This window comes from Terrabacter lapilli (assembly GCF_039531305.1).
Lineage (GTDB): Bacteria > Actinomycetota > Actinomycetes > Actinomycetales > Dermatophilaceae > Terrabacter > Terrabacter lapilli.
Genome location: NZ_BAAAPU010000007.1, coordinates 957,932 through 974,566 on the forward strand (window position 1 = coordinate 957,932; position 16,635 = coordinate 974,566).

17 protein-coding genes are annotated in these 16,635 nt (G+C 72.8%); 10 read left to right on the top strand and 7 right to left on the bottom strand.

Annotated features, from left to right (window positions below; genetic code table 11):
- Positions 1-3: 3 nt before the first annotated feature.
- The 6 genes from ABD241_RS12365 (at position 4) to purF (ending at position 4,970) form a co-directional block, all read left to right on the top strand.
- The gene (locus ABD241_RS12365) at positions 4-885 is read left to right on the top strand and encodes an LLM class flavin-dependent oxidoreductase (protein WP_344062741.1); all 882 of its coding nucleotides are present in this window, start codon (positions 4-6) and stop codon (positions 883-885) included.
- 65 nt (positions 886-950) lie between these two features.
- On the top strand, positions 951-1,313 hold the full coding sequence (locus ABD241_RS12370; protein ID WP_142219449.1) for a sterol carrier family protein: 363 nt from the start codon (positions 951-953) through the stop codon (positions 1,311-1,313).
- Between the two features lie 14 nt (positions 1,314-1,327).
- A complete protein-coding gene (locus tag ABD241_RS12375; RefSeq protein ID WP_344062744.1) occupies positions 1,328-1,591 on the top strand; it encodes a hypothetical protein in 264 nt (87 codons plus the stop codon).
- The gene (locus ABD241_RS12380) at positions 1,588-2,811 is read left to right on the top strand and encodes a CaiB/BaiF CoA transferase family protein (RefSeq protein WP_344062747.1); all 1,224 of its coding nucleotides are present in this window, start codon (positions 1,588-1,590) and stop codon (positions 2,809-2,811) included. The genes ABD241_RS12375 and ABD241_RS12380 overlap by 4 nt, the downstream gene beginning before the upstream one ends.
- Positions 2,808-3,380: an RNA 2',3'-cyclic phosphodiesterase gene (thpR, locus tag ABD241_RS12385; RefSeq protein ID WP_344062750.1), complete on the top strand. Its 573-nt coding sequence runs from the start codon at positions 2,808-2,810 to the stop codon at positions 3,378-3,380. The genes ABD241_RS12380 and thpR overlap by 4 nt, the downstream gene beginning before the upstream one ends.
- Before the next feature lie 27 nt (positions 3,381-3,407).
- Positions 3,408-4,970, top strand: coding sequence for an amidophosphoribosyltransferase (gene purF, locus ABD241_RS12390; protein ID WP_344062754.1), 1,563 nt, complete (start codon positions 3,408-3,410; stop codon positions 4,968-4,970).
- A gap of 39 nt (positions 4,971-5,009) precedes the next feature.
- On the opposite strand, the gene ABD241_RS12395 is transcribed toward purF, so the two are convergent.
- Positions 5,010-5,924, bottom strand: a complete 915-nt coding sequence (locus ABD241_RS12395) for a hypothetical protein (RefSeq protein WP_344062757.1) — start codon at positions 5,922-5,924, stop codon at positions 5,010-5,012.
- Between the two features lie 183 nt (positions 5,925-6,107).
- Here ABD241_RS12395 and purM point away from each other — a divergent pair, with 183 nt between their 5' ends.
- Positions 6,108-7,238 (top strand): phosphoribosylformylglycinamidine cyclo-ligase, encoded by a 1,131-nt coding sequence (gene purM, locus ABD241_RS12400; protein WP_344062760.1) that lies wholly within the window; start codon positions 6,108-6,110, stop codon positions 7,236-7,238.
- Between the two features lie 237 nt (positions 7,239-7,475).
- Here the strand turns inward: purM and ABD241_RS12405 are convergent, their stop codons facing one another.
- Complete coding sequence (locus tag ABD241_RS12405; RefSeq protein ID WP_142181019.1) at positions 7,476-7,670, bottom strand: DUF3073 family protein; 195 nt, start codon at positions 7,668-7,670, stop codon at positions 7,476-7,478.
- 358 nt (positions 7,671-8,028) lie between these two features.
- Here ABD241_RS12405 and ABD241_RS12410 point away from each other — a divergent pair, with 358 nt between their 5' ends.
- Both ABD241_RS12410 and ABD241_RS12415 read left to right on the top strand, forming a co-directional pair.
- Entirely contained in the window at positions 8,029-8,220 is a 192-nt protein-coding gene (locus ABD241_RS12410; RefSeq protein ID WP_045191048.1) for a BldC family transcriptional regulator, read from the top strand.
- Between the two features lie 131 nt (positions 8,221-8,351).
- Positions 8,352-8,822, top strand: a complete 471-nt coding sequence (locus ABD241_RS12415; RefSeq protein WP_344062763.1) for a VOC family protein — start codon at positions 8,352-8,354, stop codon at positions 8,820-8,822.
- A gap of 12 nt (positions 8,823-8,834) precedes the next feature.
- Here ABD241_RS12415 and ABD241_RS12420 read toward each other — a convergent pair whose 3' ends face one another.
- Positions 8,835-10,475 carry a PucR family transcriptional regulator gene (locus tag ABD241_RS12420; protein WP_344062766.1) on the bottom strand — a complete coding sequence of 547 codons (1,641 nt, stop codon included), beginning with the start codon at positions 10,473-10,475 and terminating at the stop codon, positions 8,835-8,837.
- A 142-nt stretch (positions 10,476-10,617) separates the two neighbouring features.
- On the opposite strand from ABD241_RS12420, the gene ABD241_RS12425 reads away from it, so the two are divergent.
- The gene (locus ABD241_RS12425; RefSeq protein WP_344062769.1) at positions 10,618-11,886 is read left to right on the top strand and encodes an NAD(P)/FAD-dependent oxidoreductase; all 1,269 of its coding nucleotides are present in this window, start codon (positions 10,618-10,620) and stop codon (positions 11,884-11,886) included.
- Positions 11,887-11,958: 72 nt separating this feature from the next.
- Here the strand turns inward: ABD241_RS12425 and ABD241_RS12430 are convergent, their stop codons facing one another.
- The 4 genes from ABD241_RS12430 to ABD241_RS12445 form a co-directional block, all read right to left on the bottom strand.
- Entirely contained in the window at positions 11,959-13,728 is a 1,770-nt protein-coding gene (locus tag ABD241_RS12430) for an alpha-amylase family glycosyl hydrolase (protein WP_344062772.1), read from the bottom strand.
- Between the two features lie 136 nt (positions 13,729-13,864).
- Positions 13,865-14,818, bottom strand: coding sequence for an N-acetylglucosamine kinase (locus tag ABD241_RS12435; RefSeq protein ID WP_344062775.1), 954 nt, complete (start codon positions 14,816-14,818; stop codon positions 13,865-13,867).
- Positions 14,815-15,723, bottom strand: coding sequence for a carbohydrate ABC transporter permease (locus ABD241_RS12440; protein WP_344062778.1), 909 nt, complete (start codon positions 15,721-15,723; stop codon positions 14,815-14,817). Before ABD241_RS12440 ends, ABD241_RS12435 begins: the two co-directional genes overlap by 4 nt.
- Positions 15,720-16,619, bottom strand: coding sequence for a carbohydrate ABC transporter permease (locus ABD241_RS12445; protein WP_344062780.1), 900 nt, complete (start codon positions 16,617-16,619; stop codon positions 15,720-15,722). The genes ABD241_RS12440 and ABD241_RS12445 overlap by 4 nt, the downstream gene beginning before the upstream one ends.
- Positions 16,620-16,635 lie beyond the last annotated feature (16 nt).

The following is a 16,635-nucleotide window of genomic DNA, read 5'->3' on the forward strand; positions in this document are numbered from 1 at the left end:
GCCATGCGATTCGGTCTGACGATCCTGCCGGAGCACACCTGGACGGCGGCCGAGCCGAGGTGGCGCGAGGCCGAGCAGCTCGGCTTCGACCACGCGTGGACCTTCGACCACGTCACGTGGGGCGGCCTGCCGGACTCGCCGTGGTTCGCCGCGGTGCCGACCCTCGCCGCCGCCGCGGCCGTGACCGAGCGGATCGGCCTCGGCACCTTCGTCTCGTCCCCCAACAACCACCACCCGGTGCAGCTGATGCGCGAGGTGCTCACGCTGCACGACATATCCGCCGGCCGCTTCCTGCTCGGCCTCGGCACCGGGGGAGACCTCGACGCGAGGATCATGGGCGAGGACCTGCCCCTGCGCGACCGCGTCGCCCGCTTCCACGAGTTCACGCGGCTGCTCGACCGGCTGCTCAGCGAGGACCACGTCACCGAGGAGGGGCGCTTCTACGCTGCCCGCGACGTGCGCACCCTGCCCGGCCCCGTCCGCGCTGCAGACGGCCGCAACCAGGTGCCGCTCGTCGTCGCGGCCAACGGGCCCAAGTCGATCGGGCTCGCCGTCGAGCGCGGCGACGGCTGGATGACCTACGGCGGCGCAGCCGACACCGACGACGACTGGTGGGCCCTCATCGGACGCCTCAGCCGCCGCGTCGACAACGCCCTGGCAGAGGCGGGGCGCGACTCGAGCACCCTCGCCCGCTACCTCAACCTCGACTCGGCGCCCACCTTCTCCCTGACGAGCGCCGCCGTCTTCGAGGAGGCGGTGGGGCGCGCCGCCGAGCTCGGCTTCACCGACGTCATCACGCACTGGCCGCGGCCCGACGAGCCGTACCGGGGTACGCGCGACGTCCTCGACGAGGTCGCAGCCGACGTCATGCCCCGCCTGCGCTGAGGCGGAGGGCCAGGGGGGACCGGGCGGCGGCCAGACCGTCGGTGGCCGCCGATAGCCTTGGCCGTATGCCGCCTCGCCGACGCACCCCGGTCGCAGAGGGGCGCGCCGCCCTCGAGGCGTGCCGGGCGGCCGACTGGGCCGCCGACCGCAGGACGACCGCGACGGCCGTCCGTTACACCCTGGAGGAGCTGTCGACGACGGCCCCCGGCCGCACTGTCGAGGTTCGCGTGCCGCCCTTCGGCGCGGTGCAGTGCATCGAGGGGCCGGTCCACACCCGCGGCACGCCGCCCAACGTCATCGAGACCGATGGCGTCACGTGGCTGCGTCTCGCCGTCGGCGACCTCGACTGGGACTCGGCGCTGTCCGGGGCGCTGGTGCGCGCGAGCGGGCAGCGGGCGCACCTGGACGGACTTCTTCCGCTTCTCTGACCTACGCTTGACCCGTGACCCTTCCCTCCTCGAACCGCCCGCCGCACACGCGTCCCGAGCACCAGCCGCGGGTCCCGAACTTCAAGCGCTTCCTCATCACGGGCGCCGTGATCGGTTTCGTCATCGGCGCGGCGATCTCGATCATGGGCGACGAGGTCCAGGGCTACTCCGCGACCAGCGGCGCCCTCTACATCGGCGCGTTCGGCGCCTTCATCGGCACCGGCCTCGCCGGGATCGTCGGCATCCTCCTCGACCGCTCGGGTCGCGACCACCCGTGACCTCGGCGGCGGGTGGTGCGAGCGGAGGGGGAGCCGCGCGTCACGGCCCGCTGGCCGGAGTGCGGGTCGTCGAGCTCGCCGGGATCGGCCCCTCGCCGTTCGCCGCCATGCTGCTGGCCGACCTCGGCGCAGACGTGATCCGCATCGAACGTCCCGGCGAGCCGAGCCTGCCGGTTCCGCTCGCTCCCGAGCACGACCTGCTCCGCCGCGGCCGCCCCTCCGTCCTGCTGGACCTCAAGCACCCCGGCGGGCTGGCCACCGCCCGGGCCCTCGTGGACCGGGCCGACGTCCTCGTCGAGGGCTACCGGCCGGGCGTCGCCGAACGCCTCGGGCTCGGTCCCGACGAGTGCCTGGAGCGCAACCCACGCCTCGTCTACGGCCGGATGACGGGCTGGGGCCAGGACGGCCCGCTCGCCCAGGCCGCCGGCCACGACATCGGCTACGTCGCCATCACCGGCGCCCTGCACGCGATCGGTCGCGCCGGCGGACCCCCGCAGGTGCCGGTCAACCTCGTCGGGGACTTCGGCGGCGGCGCGCTCTACCTCGTCGTCGGGGTGCTGGCGGCCCTGCTCGAGGCGCGCACCAGCGGTCGCGGGCAGGTGGTCGACGCCGCCATCGTCGACGGCACGGCGCACCTCTCCTCGCTCGTCGTCGGTCTCGTCTCGGCCGGCCTGTGGTCCGACCGCCGCGGCACCAACCTGCTCGACACCGGCGCCCCCTTCTACGACGTCTACGAGACGAGCGACGGCGGCTGGATGGCGGTCGGCCCGCTCGAGCCGGTCTTCTACGCCGAGCTGCTGCGCCTGCTCGACCTGACCGGCGCGGCTCCGGACCGGCTCGACCTGAGGCAGTGGCCGGCCCTGCGCGCCGTGCTCGCCGACACCTTCCGCACGCGCACCCGCGACGAGTGGGCGGCTGTCTTCGACGGGACCGACGCCTGCGTCGAGCCGGTCCTCAGCTACGCCGAGGCGCCCGGCCACCCGCACCTCGCCGCGCGCGGCACCTACGTCGAGCGCCACGGCGTCGTCCAGCCGGCTCCGGCGCCGCGCTTCTCGCGCACCCCCGCTGTCCTCGGGACCCCGCCGTCCTCTCCCGGAGCCGACACCCGGACCGCCCTCGCCGCGTGGGGCATCGACGACGTCGAAGGTCTCCTTGCGTCCGGCGCCGCGGCCGAGGCCACCGAGGCCGCCGAGACCGACGCGCCGACCCGGACACCATGAGGCTGTTCGTCGCCGTCGTCCCGCCCGACGAGGTGCTCGACGACCTCGAGGAGCACCTCGAGCCACGTCGCGAGGCCGGGCCGGAGATCCGGTGGACCGACCGCCACCAGTGGCACGTCACCCTCGCCTTCCTCGGCAGCGTGCCCGAGGCGCGCCTCGACGAGCTCACCGAGGCCCTCGCCCTCTCCGCAGCCCGTCGGGACCCGCTCGTCCTGCGGCTCGCCGGGGCCGGCGCCTTCCCCAACCCGTATGCCGCCCGCATCCTCTGGGCGGGCGTCGATCAGGTGCGCGGTGACCTCGGGAAGGTGGCACACGGCATACGCAATGCTGCGAGCTCGGTGGGCGCGACGCCGGACGGCACCCGCTTCTCACCGCACGTCACGCTCGGCCGGTTCCACCGCCCGACCGAGGCCACGCGATGGATCCGGGCGCTCGACGCCTGGGAGGGACCGGCGTGGCAGGTACGCGAGGTGGCGCTCGTCGAGTCGCACCTCGGGCAGGGGCGGGGGCGGCGGCCGCGGTACGAGGTGCTCGCGGTGCTGCCGCTGCGGACCAGCCGGGCCGGGTGACCCACCCGGGTGTGGGAGACTTGCCCGGTGGCACGTGGCGACGGTCGTTTGAACCATGACCTCATCCCCGGCGAGAAAGGCCCGCAGGACGCCTGCGGGGTCTTCGGCGTCTGGGCCCCCGGGGAGGACGTCGCGAAGCTGACGTACTTCGGGCTGTACGCGCTGCAGCACCGCGGGCAGGAGTCGGCCGGCATCGCGACGGGCGACGGCGAGAAGATCCTCGTCTACAAGGACATGGGCCTGGTGTCCCAGGTCTTCGACGAGACCGCGCTCAGCTCGCTTCGCGGCCACATCGCGATCGGCCACACGCGCTACTCCACGACCGGCGGCTCCACCTGGGAGAACGCCCAGCCGACGCTCGGCGGCACCGGCCGCAGCACGCTGGCCCTGGCCCACAACGGCAACCTCATCAACACGGTCGAGCTCAAGGCCCTCGTCGACGAGCACTTCGGCGACAGTCGCATCACCGGCGAGCTCGCCCGCGGCAACACCTCCGACACCGCGCTCGTGACGACGTTGCTCGCCGCCGACGAGGACCGCACCCCCGAGCAGGCCGCCCTCGAGCTGCTGCCGAAGCTGCGCGGTGCGTTCTCCTTCGTCTTCATGGACGAGACCACGCTGTATGCCGCCCGCGACCCGTGGGGCGTGCGTCCCCTCGCGCTCGGTCGCCTCGAGCGGGGCTGGGTCGTCGCCTCCGAGACCGCTGCCCTGCAGACCATCGGCGCCGCGGTCATCCGCGAGGTCGAGCCCGGCGAACTGATCGTCATCGACGAGGACGGGCTGCGCTCGCACAAGTTCGCCGAGCCCACCCCCAAGGGCTGTGTGTTCGAGTACGTCTACCTCGCCCGTCCCGACGCCGTCATCCGCGGCCGGGTCGTGCACGAGGCGCGCGTCGAGATGGGACGCGCCCTGGCTCGCGAGCACCCCGTCGAGGCCGACCTCGTCATCGGTGTGCCGGAGTCGGGCGTGCCTGCGGCTGTTGGCTATTCGCAGGAGTCGGGCATCCCGTTCGGCCAGGGCTTCGTCAAGAACGCCTACGTCGGCCGCACCTTCATCCAACCCTCGCAGACGCTACGGCAGCTCGGCATCCGGCTCAAGCTCAACCCGCTCGAGCACACGATCCGCGGCAAGCGCCTCGTCGTCGTCGACGACACGATCGTGCGCGGCAACACCCAGCGGGCGCAGATCCGGATGCTCCGCGAGGCCGGTGCGGCCGAGATCCACGTGCGCATCTCGGCACCGCCGGTGCAGTGGCCGTGCTTCTACGGCATCGACTTCGCGACGCGCGCCGAGCTCATCGCGACGGGCCTCGGCGTTGAGGAGATCCGCGCCTCGATCGGGGCTGACTCGCTCGGCTACATCTCCGAGGAGGGCATGATCGGGGCCACGAACCAGCCGGCCGACCAGCTGTGCTCGGCCTGCTTCACCGGCAAGTACCCGATCGAGCTGCCCGAGGACGGCCGCATCGGCAAGCACGTCCTGGAGACGCTGCCCCTGTCGGTCCGCACCGGCCACGACCGCTCCGTCGACGTCGAGGGCGTGAGCCTCGGGATCGGCGTCGGCGGCGAGAGCGCCCTCCAGCACCCCTGACCCGGTTGGAGGTGATCGGCGACCGCATTCAGTCGCGCATCACCTCCAATGCTCAGCTCCGAGTCCGAGAGCCACCTGTTGCAGGAACTCGTTCTCGTAGAGCCGCAGCCCGACGAGGTCGATGCGTAGGACCCGGTCGTTCGCCAGCGTCACGGCGTTACGGCTCAGGTTGTCCGCAGTCACGTTGAGGCCCTCCCGGTGCTGCGCCCCGTCGATCTCGACGACGAGGCCGTTGTCCCAGCGGACGTCGAGGTAGATCCGCCCCCGCGGCCCGCGGCGAACGGCCTGTCGCGACGGCTCGGGTAGCCCGCGGCGTCGACACAGCCGAGCGAAATCCAGCTCGCCCAGGGACTGCACGCCGTCGGCAGCGTCGAGCAGGATCGTCTTGATGAAGCCGCGCCGCGACCGCCCCGGCATCATCGCGGTCACCTCGAGCATCTGGCCCGGTGTCGCCAGGCGTTGTTGGGTCGTCATCAACAGCACGAGTGCGGCCTGACGGTCCGAAACGCTCCATCCGGCCGCCCGAACCGCTGCCACGGCTGGAGTGGTCCGTGGGATGCCGGCTCCAGCCAGTTCCGTGGGAAGTCGCCGGATCACCTTGTGCAGGACCACACCCGGCATTCGCTTCACTCTGGCGGTGTGCGCCACGGAGACATGGATCCGGTCGTCGTCGAAACCGCGCAGGCCCGCTGCCTGCAGCGCCGTCACTCCATCAAGAGCGGTCACATCGACGCCGGTCTCCCACAACGCGCGCCACCGAGTCGCGTCGACGCTGATCGGTCCGCAGTGGAGCGCGACGGTCTGCTTGCCGTGGCAGCGCCACCGGCCGGCAGCGACCTCGGTGCGCACGTCGATGTAGGTGAGGCCAACCGACCGCAGTGAATCTCGTGACGCCAGACCCTCGTCGGTGACGCTGACGGTCTGAGCCAGAGCTCGTCTCTGTGCGCCCTTCACCTGGTCACAATGGGGGGCTGGTCGGCGTGTGGCCCGATCGCCCTGCGCTCCTGTGGACGAGCCACCCTGATGAACGGTGGGTGTGGACAGCGAGTAGAGGTGATCTGCGACCACATCTGGTCGCCGATCACCTCGAATCGGACGGTGGGGGAGGCGTGGTCGTGGCGCCGGTAGGCTGGGCGGGTGAGCGACGCCCCCATCACGTATGCCTCGGCCGGAGTCGACGTCGAGGCGGGTGACAAGGCGGTCGAGCTGATGAAGGCCTCGGTCCGGCGCGCGACGCGACCGGAGGTCGTCGGGGGCCTCGGCGGCTTCGCCGGGATGTTCGACGCGAGCGCCATCGCGCGGATGACCCGGCCGATCCTCGCCACCAGCACCGACGGCGTCGGCACCAAGGTCGCCATCGCGCAGGCGCTCGACCGGCACGACACGATCGGCTTCGACCTCGTCGGCATGGTCGTCGACGACATCGTCGTCTGCGGCGCGGAGCCGCTCTTCATGACCGACTACATCGCCACCGGCAAGGTGGTGCCCGAGCGCATCGCCGCGATCGTCGGCGGCATCGCCCGCGCCTGCGAGGAGGCGGGCGTCGCGCTCGTCGGCGGCGAGACCGCCGAGCACCCGGGCCTGCTCGACCCCGACGAGTACGACGTCGCCGGCGCCGCCACGGGCGTCGTGGAGTATGCCGCCGTGCTCGGTCCCCAGCGCGTCGCCGACGGTGACGTCGTGGTGGCCCTGGCCAGCAGCGGCCTGCACAGCAACGGCTACAGCCTCGTGCGCCGCGTCGTCGCCAGCGCCGGCTGGGAGCTCGACCGGCACGTCGACGACTTCGGCAGGACCCTCGGCGAGGAGCTGCTCGAGCCGACCCGGATCTACACCAGGCCGCTGCTCGAGCTCATCGCCGACGACGGTGTCGACGTGCACGCCCTCAGCCACGTCACGGGTGGTGGGCTCGCAGCCAACCTCGCCCGCGTCCTGCCGACAGGGGCCTTCGCCCGTCTCGACCGTGCCACGTGGACCCCGCCCGCCGTCTTCCGCACGATCCAGGACCTCGGCCACGTGCCGCAGGCCGACCTCGAGCGCACCCTCAACCAGGGCATCGGCTTCGTGGCCGTGCTGCCCGAGGCGCACGCCGACCGTGCGATCGCCCTGAGCGAGGCGCGCGGGGTCCAGGCCTGGCGCCTCGGGGAGGTCGCGACCGAGGAGCGCGCACACGAAGCCGGTCTGGTGGCCCGGGACGTCGAGATCGTGCGCGGCGCCAAGGGGGTCGACGGCGGGTCGGTGCAGGTGGTCGGCGTGCACCCGACCGCCTGAGCCCACCCTGCCCGGTCATCGTGCCTGGGCGGACCGTGCAGGCACACGGCATACGGCACATCGCGGCGACTGACGAAGCCCGCGCACCCGAGAAGGGCGTGCGGGCTTCGCTGCGTCACCGAGGACAGCCGGCCGGACTTGCGACCCGGCACGGCGGCGCCTCGAGGGCAGCACCGGACGCGTGCCGGGCGCGAACACCCGACACACGAGGTGCAGACGGAGGAGGAAGCGGGGAGCTCAGCGCTCGCCCGAGACCCACTTTCCGTATTCGTCGTACTCGTCGTCGTCGACGGACCGTGGCTGGTTGGCGCCGTCGCGTTGCGACGGTCCGTGCAGCTCACGCTCCAGCGCGCTCAAGTCCGTGTCAGGTGTGTAGTACTTGAGCTGCCGTGCGACCTTGGTCTGCTTGGCTTTGGCTCGGCCGCGCCCCATGGCGTGACCCCCTCGTGCGTCGTGCCGGGACGGCATCGCTCGTCGAAGAGCCGAGTGGCTCTTCGATGTACGCGTAGCGGTCCCGGGAATGTGTGTGTTCTCGTGGTGCTAACGCTACATGAGTCCGGGGCGATCCCGCGCCCGCCGGACCCCGGCTCGCCGGGGACGCCTGGCGGCCGGCGGTGAGAGCGGGGACTCGACCCCGTATACACCCACGGCCCGAAAATGAGGTCGAATTGACTCTTTTCAGTGTTTACCTGTCATGGGCAGCGCCGAGACTTTACCCTTGCTTTACTGGGCTCCGAATGGGGCGCATGCGTGTCGCTGCACCTAGCGACAGGGTGGTGGGGAAATGAACATGACGACTCAGGATCGACACGAGACCGAGAAGCTGCTCACTCCTGCTGAGGTAGCGGCCCTCTTCCGAGTGGACCCCAAGACGGTCACCCGGTGGGCCAAGGCAGGAAAGCTCACTTCGATCAGGACCCTCGGTGGACACCGGAGATATCGCGAGTCAGAGGTTCGCGATCTCTTGGGCGGCGGGCACTGAGCTCGACCGACAGTCTGGGGTGACAACCGGTCGCAGGGCCGGGGGAGGGCGCCAGGGTGCGCTCCCCCGGCCGCAACCGGGTGGTGTTGGCGGGCGCGCGCGATGTGGGTGGCGCGCCCTAGCGTAGGGGCATGAGCCACCCCGACATCACCGCCGTCACGCTTGGCGTGCGTGACGTCGAGCGGTCGCTGGACTTCTACGTCCGCGGGCTGGGCTTCCGGCCTGTGCTGCACCAGCCGGGCGAGATCGCCTTCGTGCAGTGCGCGCCCGGCCAGCTGCTCGCCCTCTGGGACGTCACCCGGATGCCGAGCGAGTACGGCGACGTGGCCCACGGGCCCTCAGCGCCGCCGGTGTCGCTGGGCCACAACGCCGGCACCGCGGAGCAGGTCGAGCAGCTGTATGCCGCTGCCCTCGCGGCCGGTGCCACGTCGGTGTCCGCACCCGCCGTGCGCGCCTGGGGCGGGGTCAGCGCCTGCGTGGCCGACCCGGACGGCTTCCGCTGGGACTTCGTGCACAACCCGGCCTTCCGGACGGACCCCGACGGCACCGTCCACCTCGGCGAGCCGGACGGGACCGACGAGGTGGACGAGCCGGGCCTGTAGCCGGCCGCTGCGTCAGTGGCCCAGCGCCCGCAGCTGCAGGCGGAGCGCGAGCCGGGTCTCCGGGTCGTGCAGGTCGAGCTCGACAACGTCCGAGAGACGCTGCAGGCGGTAGCGCAGCGTGTTCGGGTGCACGTGCAGGCCTTGGGCGGACGCCCGCGGGTCACCCGGGTGGTCCAGCCAGGCTGCCAGGGTCGTGAGGTATGCCGTCTGGTGCAGCTCGTCGTGCTCGCGCAGCATCCCGACGGGGCCGAGCAGCTCCTCGGTCCAGATCCCGCCCAGGGCGCGGGCGTTGGTGACGGCGGCCCACGCGTCCTCGACGGTGGTGCTCGTGCCGGTCACGCGACCGACGTCGCGCAGGCGCTGCACCTCGGTGGCCTCGCGCCGCGACCGGTCGAGGTCGGCCGCCCGGGTGGCCCTGCCCCCGGCGCTGGCGGTCGCCGTCGGCGTCAGCCCGGCCACCTCCTCGACGAGCGCCAGCAGCCACTCCCACGTGCCGGGCGAGGCGTCGCCCGGTGCGTCGCGGACGAGGGTCAGGGCGCTCCCGTCGAACCCGGCGAGGAGCGGGTGGCGCCACGAGCGCCTGCGGGCCGCGGCCTCCCAGACGTCGATCTCCCGCTCGACCTCCGCGGGTCCGGGGTCGGCAGCGGCGGCGCGCGGCCGGTGCGCTCCGGCCAGCACGACGACGCGCCACGGCGCCGGAGGCAGCCAGCCCTCGGCCTCGACCGTGTCCCCACTCAGGACGGCGCGCAGGCGGTCGGCCGAGACGCGACGCGCGAGGTCGGCCTGCGAGCGCAGGCGCAGCAGGTGCAGCGCCACGACCGAGGCCGTCTGGGCGAGCGAGGCCATCACCCGGTCTGCCGGTGCCTCGTCGACGACGGCCCAGATGGAGCCGAGCCACTCGGTGCCGGCGCGCACCGGCACCACGACACGGGGGCCCAGGCCTCGTCCCGCGGGCACGAAGAAGGGCTCGTCCGAGCGGGCGAGCCTGCGGAAGACGCCGCGCCCGCGCAGGTTTGCGATGACCTCGTCAGGCACGCGGCGGCCGACGATCGTCGAGACGCGGGCCGGGTCGGCCACCGCCTGGGTCGAGGAGTAGGCGAGCACCCGCGACTGCGTGTCCTCGATGGTGATGGGGCCGCCCACGAGAGCGGCGCAGGCGTCGGCCAGGGCGAAGAGCTCGTCGAGCACGGGTCCCTCGGCGCGGAGGGTGGGACCGCTCGCCGCGCGGTCCAGCACACCGCGGAGCAGCCAGACCACGTGGGCCCACGAGGCGTGCTCGGCCAGCTCGACGAGGCCCACGCCCAGGCGGGCCGCAGCAGCCCGCACCTGCCGGTCACGAGCCGCGGCGCGGCGCAGCACGACCGCGCCGCTGCCGACGCCCGCGGCTCCTTCGAGCAGGTCCACGGCGTCGGTGGCCCGTTCCACTCCCACGCCCAGGAGCAGGTCTCCCGCCTGCCCGAAGACGCCCGAGCCCGGTTCGGCCAGCGTCACGTCGTCGACGGCCCGACCGCCGGCCTGCACGACGACCGTGAGCAGGCCGCCGCCGAGCGTGTCCGCGAGCTGACCGACCGGCAGCCCGACCGGGGTCGTCGACGACGTCCGGGTGGTCGTGCCCCGCGGGGAGCGGGGAGAGCGAGAGGAAGCGGACGGCATACGCCATTGTGGCCCTGGACTGTGCTGGAAGCACAACGTAGGCCCAGATGTCTGTACCGACGGCACCACGCTCGGGGTGCGCACCGCACCGACCATGGAGCAGAGGCACCCCGCCGCCCACCCAGACACAGGAGTCGTATCCATGCCCGCCGTGAGCCCCGCCGGTACCCCCGTCCCCGAGCGCGTCGCCGTCGTCGGCGCCGGCATGGTGGGTCTCGCCACCGCCTGGTTCCTGCAGGAGCGTGGCGTCGAGGTGACGGTGATCGACCGCGACGGTGTCGCCGCCGGCTCCTCGTGGGGCAACGCCGGCTGGCTGACGCCCGGCATCGCCACGCCGCTGCCCGAGCCGGCCGTGCTGAAGTACGGCCTGCGCGCCGTCTTCAGTCCCAGCTCGCCGGTCTACGTGCCGCCGAGCGTCCGGCCCGACTTCCTGAAGTTCGTCACCGGCTTCACCCGCCACAGCACGATGACCGCGTGGAAGAAGGCAATGGGCGCGCTCGTGCCCGTCAACGACCTCTCGCTGCAGAGCTTCGACCTGCTCGAGGAGGGCGGCGTCCAGGCCGAGACCTACGAGGCGAAGTCGTTCACCGCGGCCTACCGCACCGCCGAGGAGCGCCAGACCCTCCTCGAGGAGATCGAGCACATCCACGGCTCCGGCGGCGACATCACCTTCGACGTCCTCACCGGGGACGAGGCCCGGGCCATCGAGCCCGCGCTGTCCGACGAGATCGGTGCCGCGATCGTGCTGCACGGGCAGCGCTTCGTGAACCCGGGCGCGTACGTCGCGGCACTCGCCGACTCGGTGACGGCGCGCGGCGGCAAGATCGTGACGGGCAGCGCCGTGCGGTCGATCACCGACACGCCGACCGGGGTCCTGCTCACGAGCGACCAGGGCACGTCGGAGCACTTCGACGCCGTCGTCGTCGCGACCGGCGCGTGGCTGGGCCGTCTCGCCCGGGAGTTCGGCGTCAAGCGCGTCGTGCAGGCCGGCCGCGGCTACTCCTTCTCGGTCGAGGTCGAGGACCTGCCCAACGGCCCCGTCTACTTCCCGGCCGCCCGCGTCGCGTGCACGCCCATCGAGGACCGCCTCCGCGTGGCGGGGATGATGGAGTTCCGCCAGCCCGAGGCCGCCCTCGACCGGCGTCGCATCCAGGCCATCGTCGAGTCGGCGCGCCCGCTCCTGAAGGGCGCCGACCTCGACCACCGGCAGGACGAGTGGGTCGGCTCGCGCCCGTGCACCGCTGACGGGCTGCCGCTCATCGGCGCCTCGCGCAACCCCAAGGTCTTCGTCGCCGGCGGCCACGGCATGTGGGGCATCACCCTCGGCCCGGTCACCGGGCGCCTGCTCGCCGAGCAGATGGTCACGGGCGTCGCGCCCGCGCAGCTCGCCCCCTTCGACCCGCTTCGCTGACCCCCCACGCGCCGTGCCTGCCGGCGAACGCCGAAGACCCGGCCCCACCCGGTGGGGCCGGCTCGTCCGCGCTCAGGCCGGGGTCAGCACCACGAGGGTGTACGCCCCGACGGACACCGTGCCCCGGGCGGGCTGGTCGTCCAGCGGCTCCTCGAGCGCCTCGACGTCCAGCGTCTTGTGCCCGGCGAAGAGGGCGCTGTAGGTCGCGGCGTCGGAGTTGAACCGGACCGCCCAGGTGCCGGCGGACGGCATACCCGTCGTGACGTCGCGGGGCTCGGCGCTCGCGTTGACGACGACCATGGCGACGTCCTGTCCGTCCCGGCGGGCCCACGCGAGCGACTTCGCCTCGTCGTCGAGGTGGAGCACCTCGAAGCCGGCGCCGCGCAGCCCCCGGGACACGCCGTCGGCGTCGCGGCGCAGCCGTACGAGGTCGCCGGTGAGCCGCACGATGTCCCGGAACTGCTCGGCGCGCTCCCAGTCGAGCGGCACGGTGTCGCGGAACTCCTGGCGCTCGAGGAACTCCTGGCCCTGGAAGAGCATCGGGATGCCGGGCGCGGTCAGGGCCAACGCGAGGCCGAGGATCGCGCGCTTCTGGGCCGCCCAGCCGCTCGGGTCGCCGCCGTCGACCTCGTCGGGGACCCGCAGGCTCCCCTCCGCGACCTCGTCGTGGCTCTCGGTGTAGACCACGCGGCGGAACGGCTCGTCGGCGCCGCGCAGCGCCTCGGCGAGCTCGGCCATGGAGCGCTCGTGGTCGTCCACGGCCGTCAGCACCTGTCGCACCGGGTGCACGAACCCCGGGTCCCACTGGGCGTGGAAGCCGGCCCCGCCGTCGTCGGTGGAGGTGATCGCGGGGTCGGACTGCAGGTCCTCGGCGATGAGGATCGCGTCCGGGTGGCGCTCGCGGACCGCGGCCGTGATCGAGCGCATGAGCTCCCAGCCCTCGGGCACGTCACCGGAGCCGAGGCCGTCGACGGTGCGCACGTAGAGCGTGGCGTCGAAGCGCAGCCCGTCGAGGTGGAACTCCTCGAGCCACATCAGGGCGTTGTCGTGCAGGTAGGCGCGGACCTCCTCGCGCCCGTAGTCGGGACGGGTGTCACCCCACGGCGTCGCGGAGCGCTCGTCGTTGTAGAAGTAGATGCCGCCCTTCTCGTTCTCGCTCCAGCCGTCGAACTGCCAGAGCGCCAAGTCGCTGGGCCCGAAGTGGTTGATCACCACGTCGAGGACGACGGCGATGCCGTGCCGGTGGGCCTGCTTGACGAAGTCCTTGAGCGCATCGGGCCCGCCGTAGCTGCTCGAGACCGCGAAGGGGTTGGACGGGTTGTAGCCCCAGGAGTAGTCGCCGGCGAACTCGGTGACGGGCATGAGCTCGACGGCGCTGACGCCGAGCTCGGCGAGGTGGCCGAGCTTGCCGGCGAGGCCGCCGAGGTCGCCCGCGTCGCCGTCCGTGGCGACGAACGAGCCGATGTGCGCCTCGTAGATCACGAGGTCGTCGTGCGGCGGGCAGTCGAACGCGTCGCCCTCCCAGTCGAACCCGTCACGGTCGTAGACGACGCCGTTGCCGGAGGAGTGCGTGACGGCACGGGCGCGCGGGTCGATGCGCATCAGGCGCTGCTCGCCGTTGGTGATGACGAACTGGTACTCGTCCCCCGGCCGGGCGCCGGCCACGTCGGCGTACCAGTGCCCGCCGTCCTCGGCCACCATCGGCTCGCCGTCGTCGGACCAGTCGGTGAAGCTGCCCGTCACGGCGACGGAGTCGGCGTTCGGCGCCCAGACGCGGAAGGCCGTGCCGCCGTCGTGGGGCATCGACCCGAGGCCGGGGCGGGGGGTGTCGTGCTGTGACATGCGGGCTCCAGGGGCAGGAGGGGACGGCCGCCGGGGGCGTGCCGCTGCGGAGGTGGACCGAGGAGGGTCATACCCGCTCGGAACGTCCTCCCGGTCGGTGGCCGTCCGGGTGCGCGCTGCTCCAGCCCGCCGGCCGTCAGTCGACGAGCAGGTATGCCGGGTGCCGGGGGAGGGTGCCCGTGTCGCGCAGGTGCCGGCCCAGGTGCACGGCACCCTCGAGCGCCCCGCCGGTGGCCGGGGACCGGTGCCGGCCGTCGAGGGCCAGGCGGGCGTCGAGCGCCTCGGCCACGGTCGGCGAGGCGAGCAGGCCGCCGGTCGCGGTGAGCACCGGCCCGTCGAGGCCCTCGGCTGCCCGAAGCAGCGACGTGGCCAGGTCGGTCCCGGCCTGCCGGCACAGGGCCAGGGCGGTCGGGTCGGTTCCCGCGGCGGCCGTGACGAGCGGGGCGACGGACGCGAGACGCTCCGGGGCGTCGGGAGCGGTCATGACCTGCCGCGGCCAGCTCTCGGGTGGCCCGAGCAGGTCGGTGGCGGCGCGCAGGAGCGTCGGCGACCCGTCGGCCAGCCCGTCGTGGGCCCGGAGTGCGGCGCGCAGCCCCGCCATGCCCAGGGCGGCCGCGGACCCGGCATCGCCGAGCACGTGCCCCCAGCCGTCGACGCGGCGCCACTGGCCGTCGAAGTCGGTCCCGAACGCCACCGCTCCGGTCCCGGCCGCGACGACCGCGCCCGGCGCGATGCCGGCGGTGGCGCCGACGAGGTTGGCGACGGCATCGCTCACGACGACGCTCCGGCGTGCCCCGAACCCGGTGACGACTGCGGCGAGCACCGCGGACCGGTCGGCGAGGAAGAGCAGGCCCCGCATCGACCACACGAGCACGTCCGGGGCGGCCGCCTCCGGCGCAGCGCCCCCGTCGGAGGCGGCGGCCAGCAGGGACCGCGCGTCGGCGACGAGCGTGGGCACGTCGATGCCACTGCCTCGGACCCGAGCGCCCGGGGCGGTGAGCACGGGACCGGGCCCTGCGGCATACGTCGTCAGCCGGAGCCCCGAGCCGCCGACGTCGACGGCCACGACCGTGCGGGGGGCGGCGGTCACTTGGCCATGCCGGCGGTCAGGCCCGCCACGATCTGCTTGGTCGCCAGCAGGAACAGCACGATGAGCGGGATGGTGGTGATGACGAGGCCGGCGAAGACGGCGGAGTAGTTCGTCGCGTTCTCGCCGAAGAAGTTCGTCAGCCCGACCGGCAGGGTGTACTTCTCCTCGCGGCGCAGGAGCACGAGCGGGAAGAGGAAGTCGTTCCAGATGGGCACGAAACGGAAGACTGCCACGGTCGCGACCGCCGGACGCACGAGCGGCACCATGATGCGCCAGAACGTCTGCCAGGTGCTGGCCCCGTCGAGCGCGGCGGCCTCCTCGAGCTCCTCGGGCAGCTGCCGGAAGAAGGTCGTCAGGACGAAGATCGAGAACGGGATGCCCGACGAGGCGTACATCAGCGTCAGGCCGAGGCGCGAGTCGATGAGCCCGAGGCCGTCGAAGAGGTAGAAGATCGGCAGGATCGCCAGGTGGATCGGCAGCATCAGGCCCGAGAGGAAGAGCGACTCGAGCCACCGGAAGATGCGCGAGCGCCCGCGCGCCAGGGCGTAGGCCGCCATCGTCGCGACCGCCGTCGAGAGCGCCACAGCCCCGATGGTGACGACCAGCGAGTTGCCGAAGTAGGTCGCGAAGTTGCCGGTCGTCCAGGCCTCGACGTAGCTGGCCGTGGTCGGGGGGCTCGGCAGGCCGAGCGGGTCGGAGATCAGGTCGCCGTTGGTGCGGAAGCTGTTGGTGACCATGAGCAGCAGCGGCACGAGCGCCAGGGCGGCATACCCCCACAGGAGCACGCCGGCACCCGCGCCGCCGACGGGTCTGGACGCCCGGGGCGGGCGCCGCCGGCCCTCGCGGGCCGGCCGCGCCGCTGCCAGCTCCTCGGGCACCTCGGTGGTGGCGACGGCCGTGGTCATGCGGTGATCCTCCGCTCGTGGCGACGCAGCACGGCCGTGGCCGCGTAGGCACCGCCGAAGATGATGAGGAAGAGCATCGTCGCCAGGGCCGATGAGCTGCCGATGGCGTCGGTGGCGCCGGAGTCGAAGGCCGTCCGGTAGAAGAGCAGGGACACGAAGTCCGTTGCGCCGGCGGGGTTTCCGGTCGACCCGCCGAACGCGTACGGCAGGGCGAAGGCCTCCATGGCGAAGATGAACGTCAGCACCGACACCGTCCCGATGGCGGGCACGAGCAGCGGCAGGGTGATCTTGAAGAACGCCTGGCGGTTCGTCGCGCCGTCGACCCGGGCGGCCTCTGTCAGCTCCTCGGGCACCCCGCCGAGCGCGGCGCCGTAGAGCAGGACCGGGAAGCCGATCCACTGCCACACGCTGACGAGGATGACCACCCACAGGGCCGTCTTCGGGTCGCCGAGCCAGGGCAGCGCCCACGAGTCGAGCCCGACCTTCGTCAGCAGCGTGTTGACGGGGCCGAACGTCGGGGAGAGCAGCAGCGTCCAGAGGTAGCCGATCACGATCGGGCTCACGAGGTAGGGCATCGCGTAGAGCGTCTGCAGCACCCGCCGGCTGCGGGGGCGGCTGTACAGCAGGTACGCGATCGTGAGCCCGAACGTGTTCTGGATCAGCATGGTGCCGACGAAGAAGAGCACGTTGTGCAGCAGCGCCTGCGGCAGGTCGGTCGTGAACGGCGCCCGCGTGAAGAGGGTGACGAAGTTCGTCAGGCCCGCGAACCCTCCGCGGGTCGTGCCCTGCCACGAGAAGAAGGCGTAGGAGAACGCCGTCACCATCGGGTAGAGCACGAACACCGCGAAGAGCGCGAGTGCCGGTGCGACGAACACGAGGCCGGTGCGGCGCTTCATGCCATGCCTTTCGGGT

Excerpts from the sequence above, each read along its gene's own strand:
- ABD241_RS12365 (WP_344062741.1), top strand. The coding sequence starts at position 4 with ATGCGATTCGGTCTGACGATCCTGCCGGAGCACACCTGGACGGCGGCC.
- ABD241_RS12370 (WP_142219449.1), top strand. The coding sequence starts at position 951 with ATGCCGCCTCGCCGACGCACCCCGGTCGCAGAGGGGCGCGCCGCCCTC.
- thpR (WP_344062750.1), top strand. The coding sequence starts at position 2,808 with ATGAGGCTGTTCGTCGCCGTCGTCCCGCCCGACGAGGTGCTCGACGAC.
- ABD241_RS12405 (WP_142181019.1), bottom strand. The coding sequence starts at position 7,670 with ATGGGGCGCGGCCGAGCCAAAGCCAAGCAGACCAAGGTCGCACGGCAG.
- ABD241_RS12410 (WP_045191048.1), top strand. The coding sequence starts at position 8,029 with ATGACGACTCAGGATCGACACGAGACCGAGAAGCTGCTCACTCCTGCT.
- ABD241_RS12415 (WP_344062763.1), top strand. The coding sequence starts at position 8,352 with ATGAGCCACCCCGACATCACCGCCGTCACGCTTGGCGTGCGTGACGTC.
- ABD241_RS12420 (WP_344062766.1), bottom strand. The coding sequence starts at position 10,475 with ATGCCGTCCGCTTCCTCTCGCTCTCCCCGCTCCCCGCGGGGCACGACC.
- ABD241_RS12425 (WP_344062769.1), top strand. The coding sequence starts at position 10,618 with ATGCCCGCCGTGAGCCCCGCCGGTACCCCCGTCCCCGAGCGCGTCGCC.
- ABD241_RS12430 (WP_344062772.1), bottom strand. The coding sequence starts at position 13,728 with ATGTCACAGCACGACACCCCCCGCCCCGGCCTCGGGTCGATGCCCCAC.
- ABD241_RS12440 (WP_344062778.1), bottom strand. The coding sequence starts at position 15,723 with ATGACCACGGCCGTCGCCACCACCGAGGTGCCCGAGGAGCTGGCAGCG.
- ABD241_RS12445 (WP_344062780.1), bottom strand. The coding sequence starts at position 16,619 with ATGAAGCGCCGCACCGGCCTCGTGTTCGTCGCACCGGCACTCGCGCTC.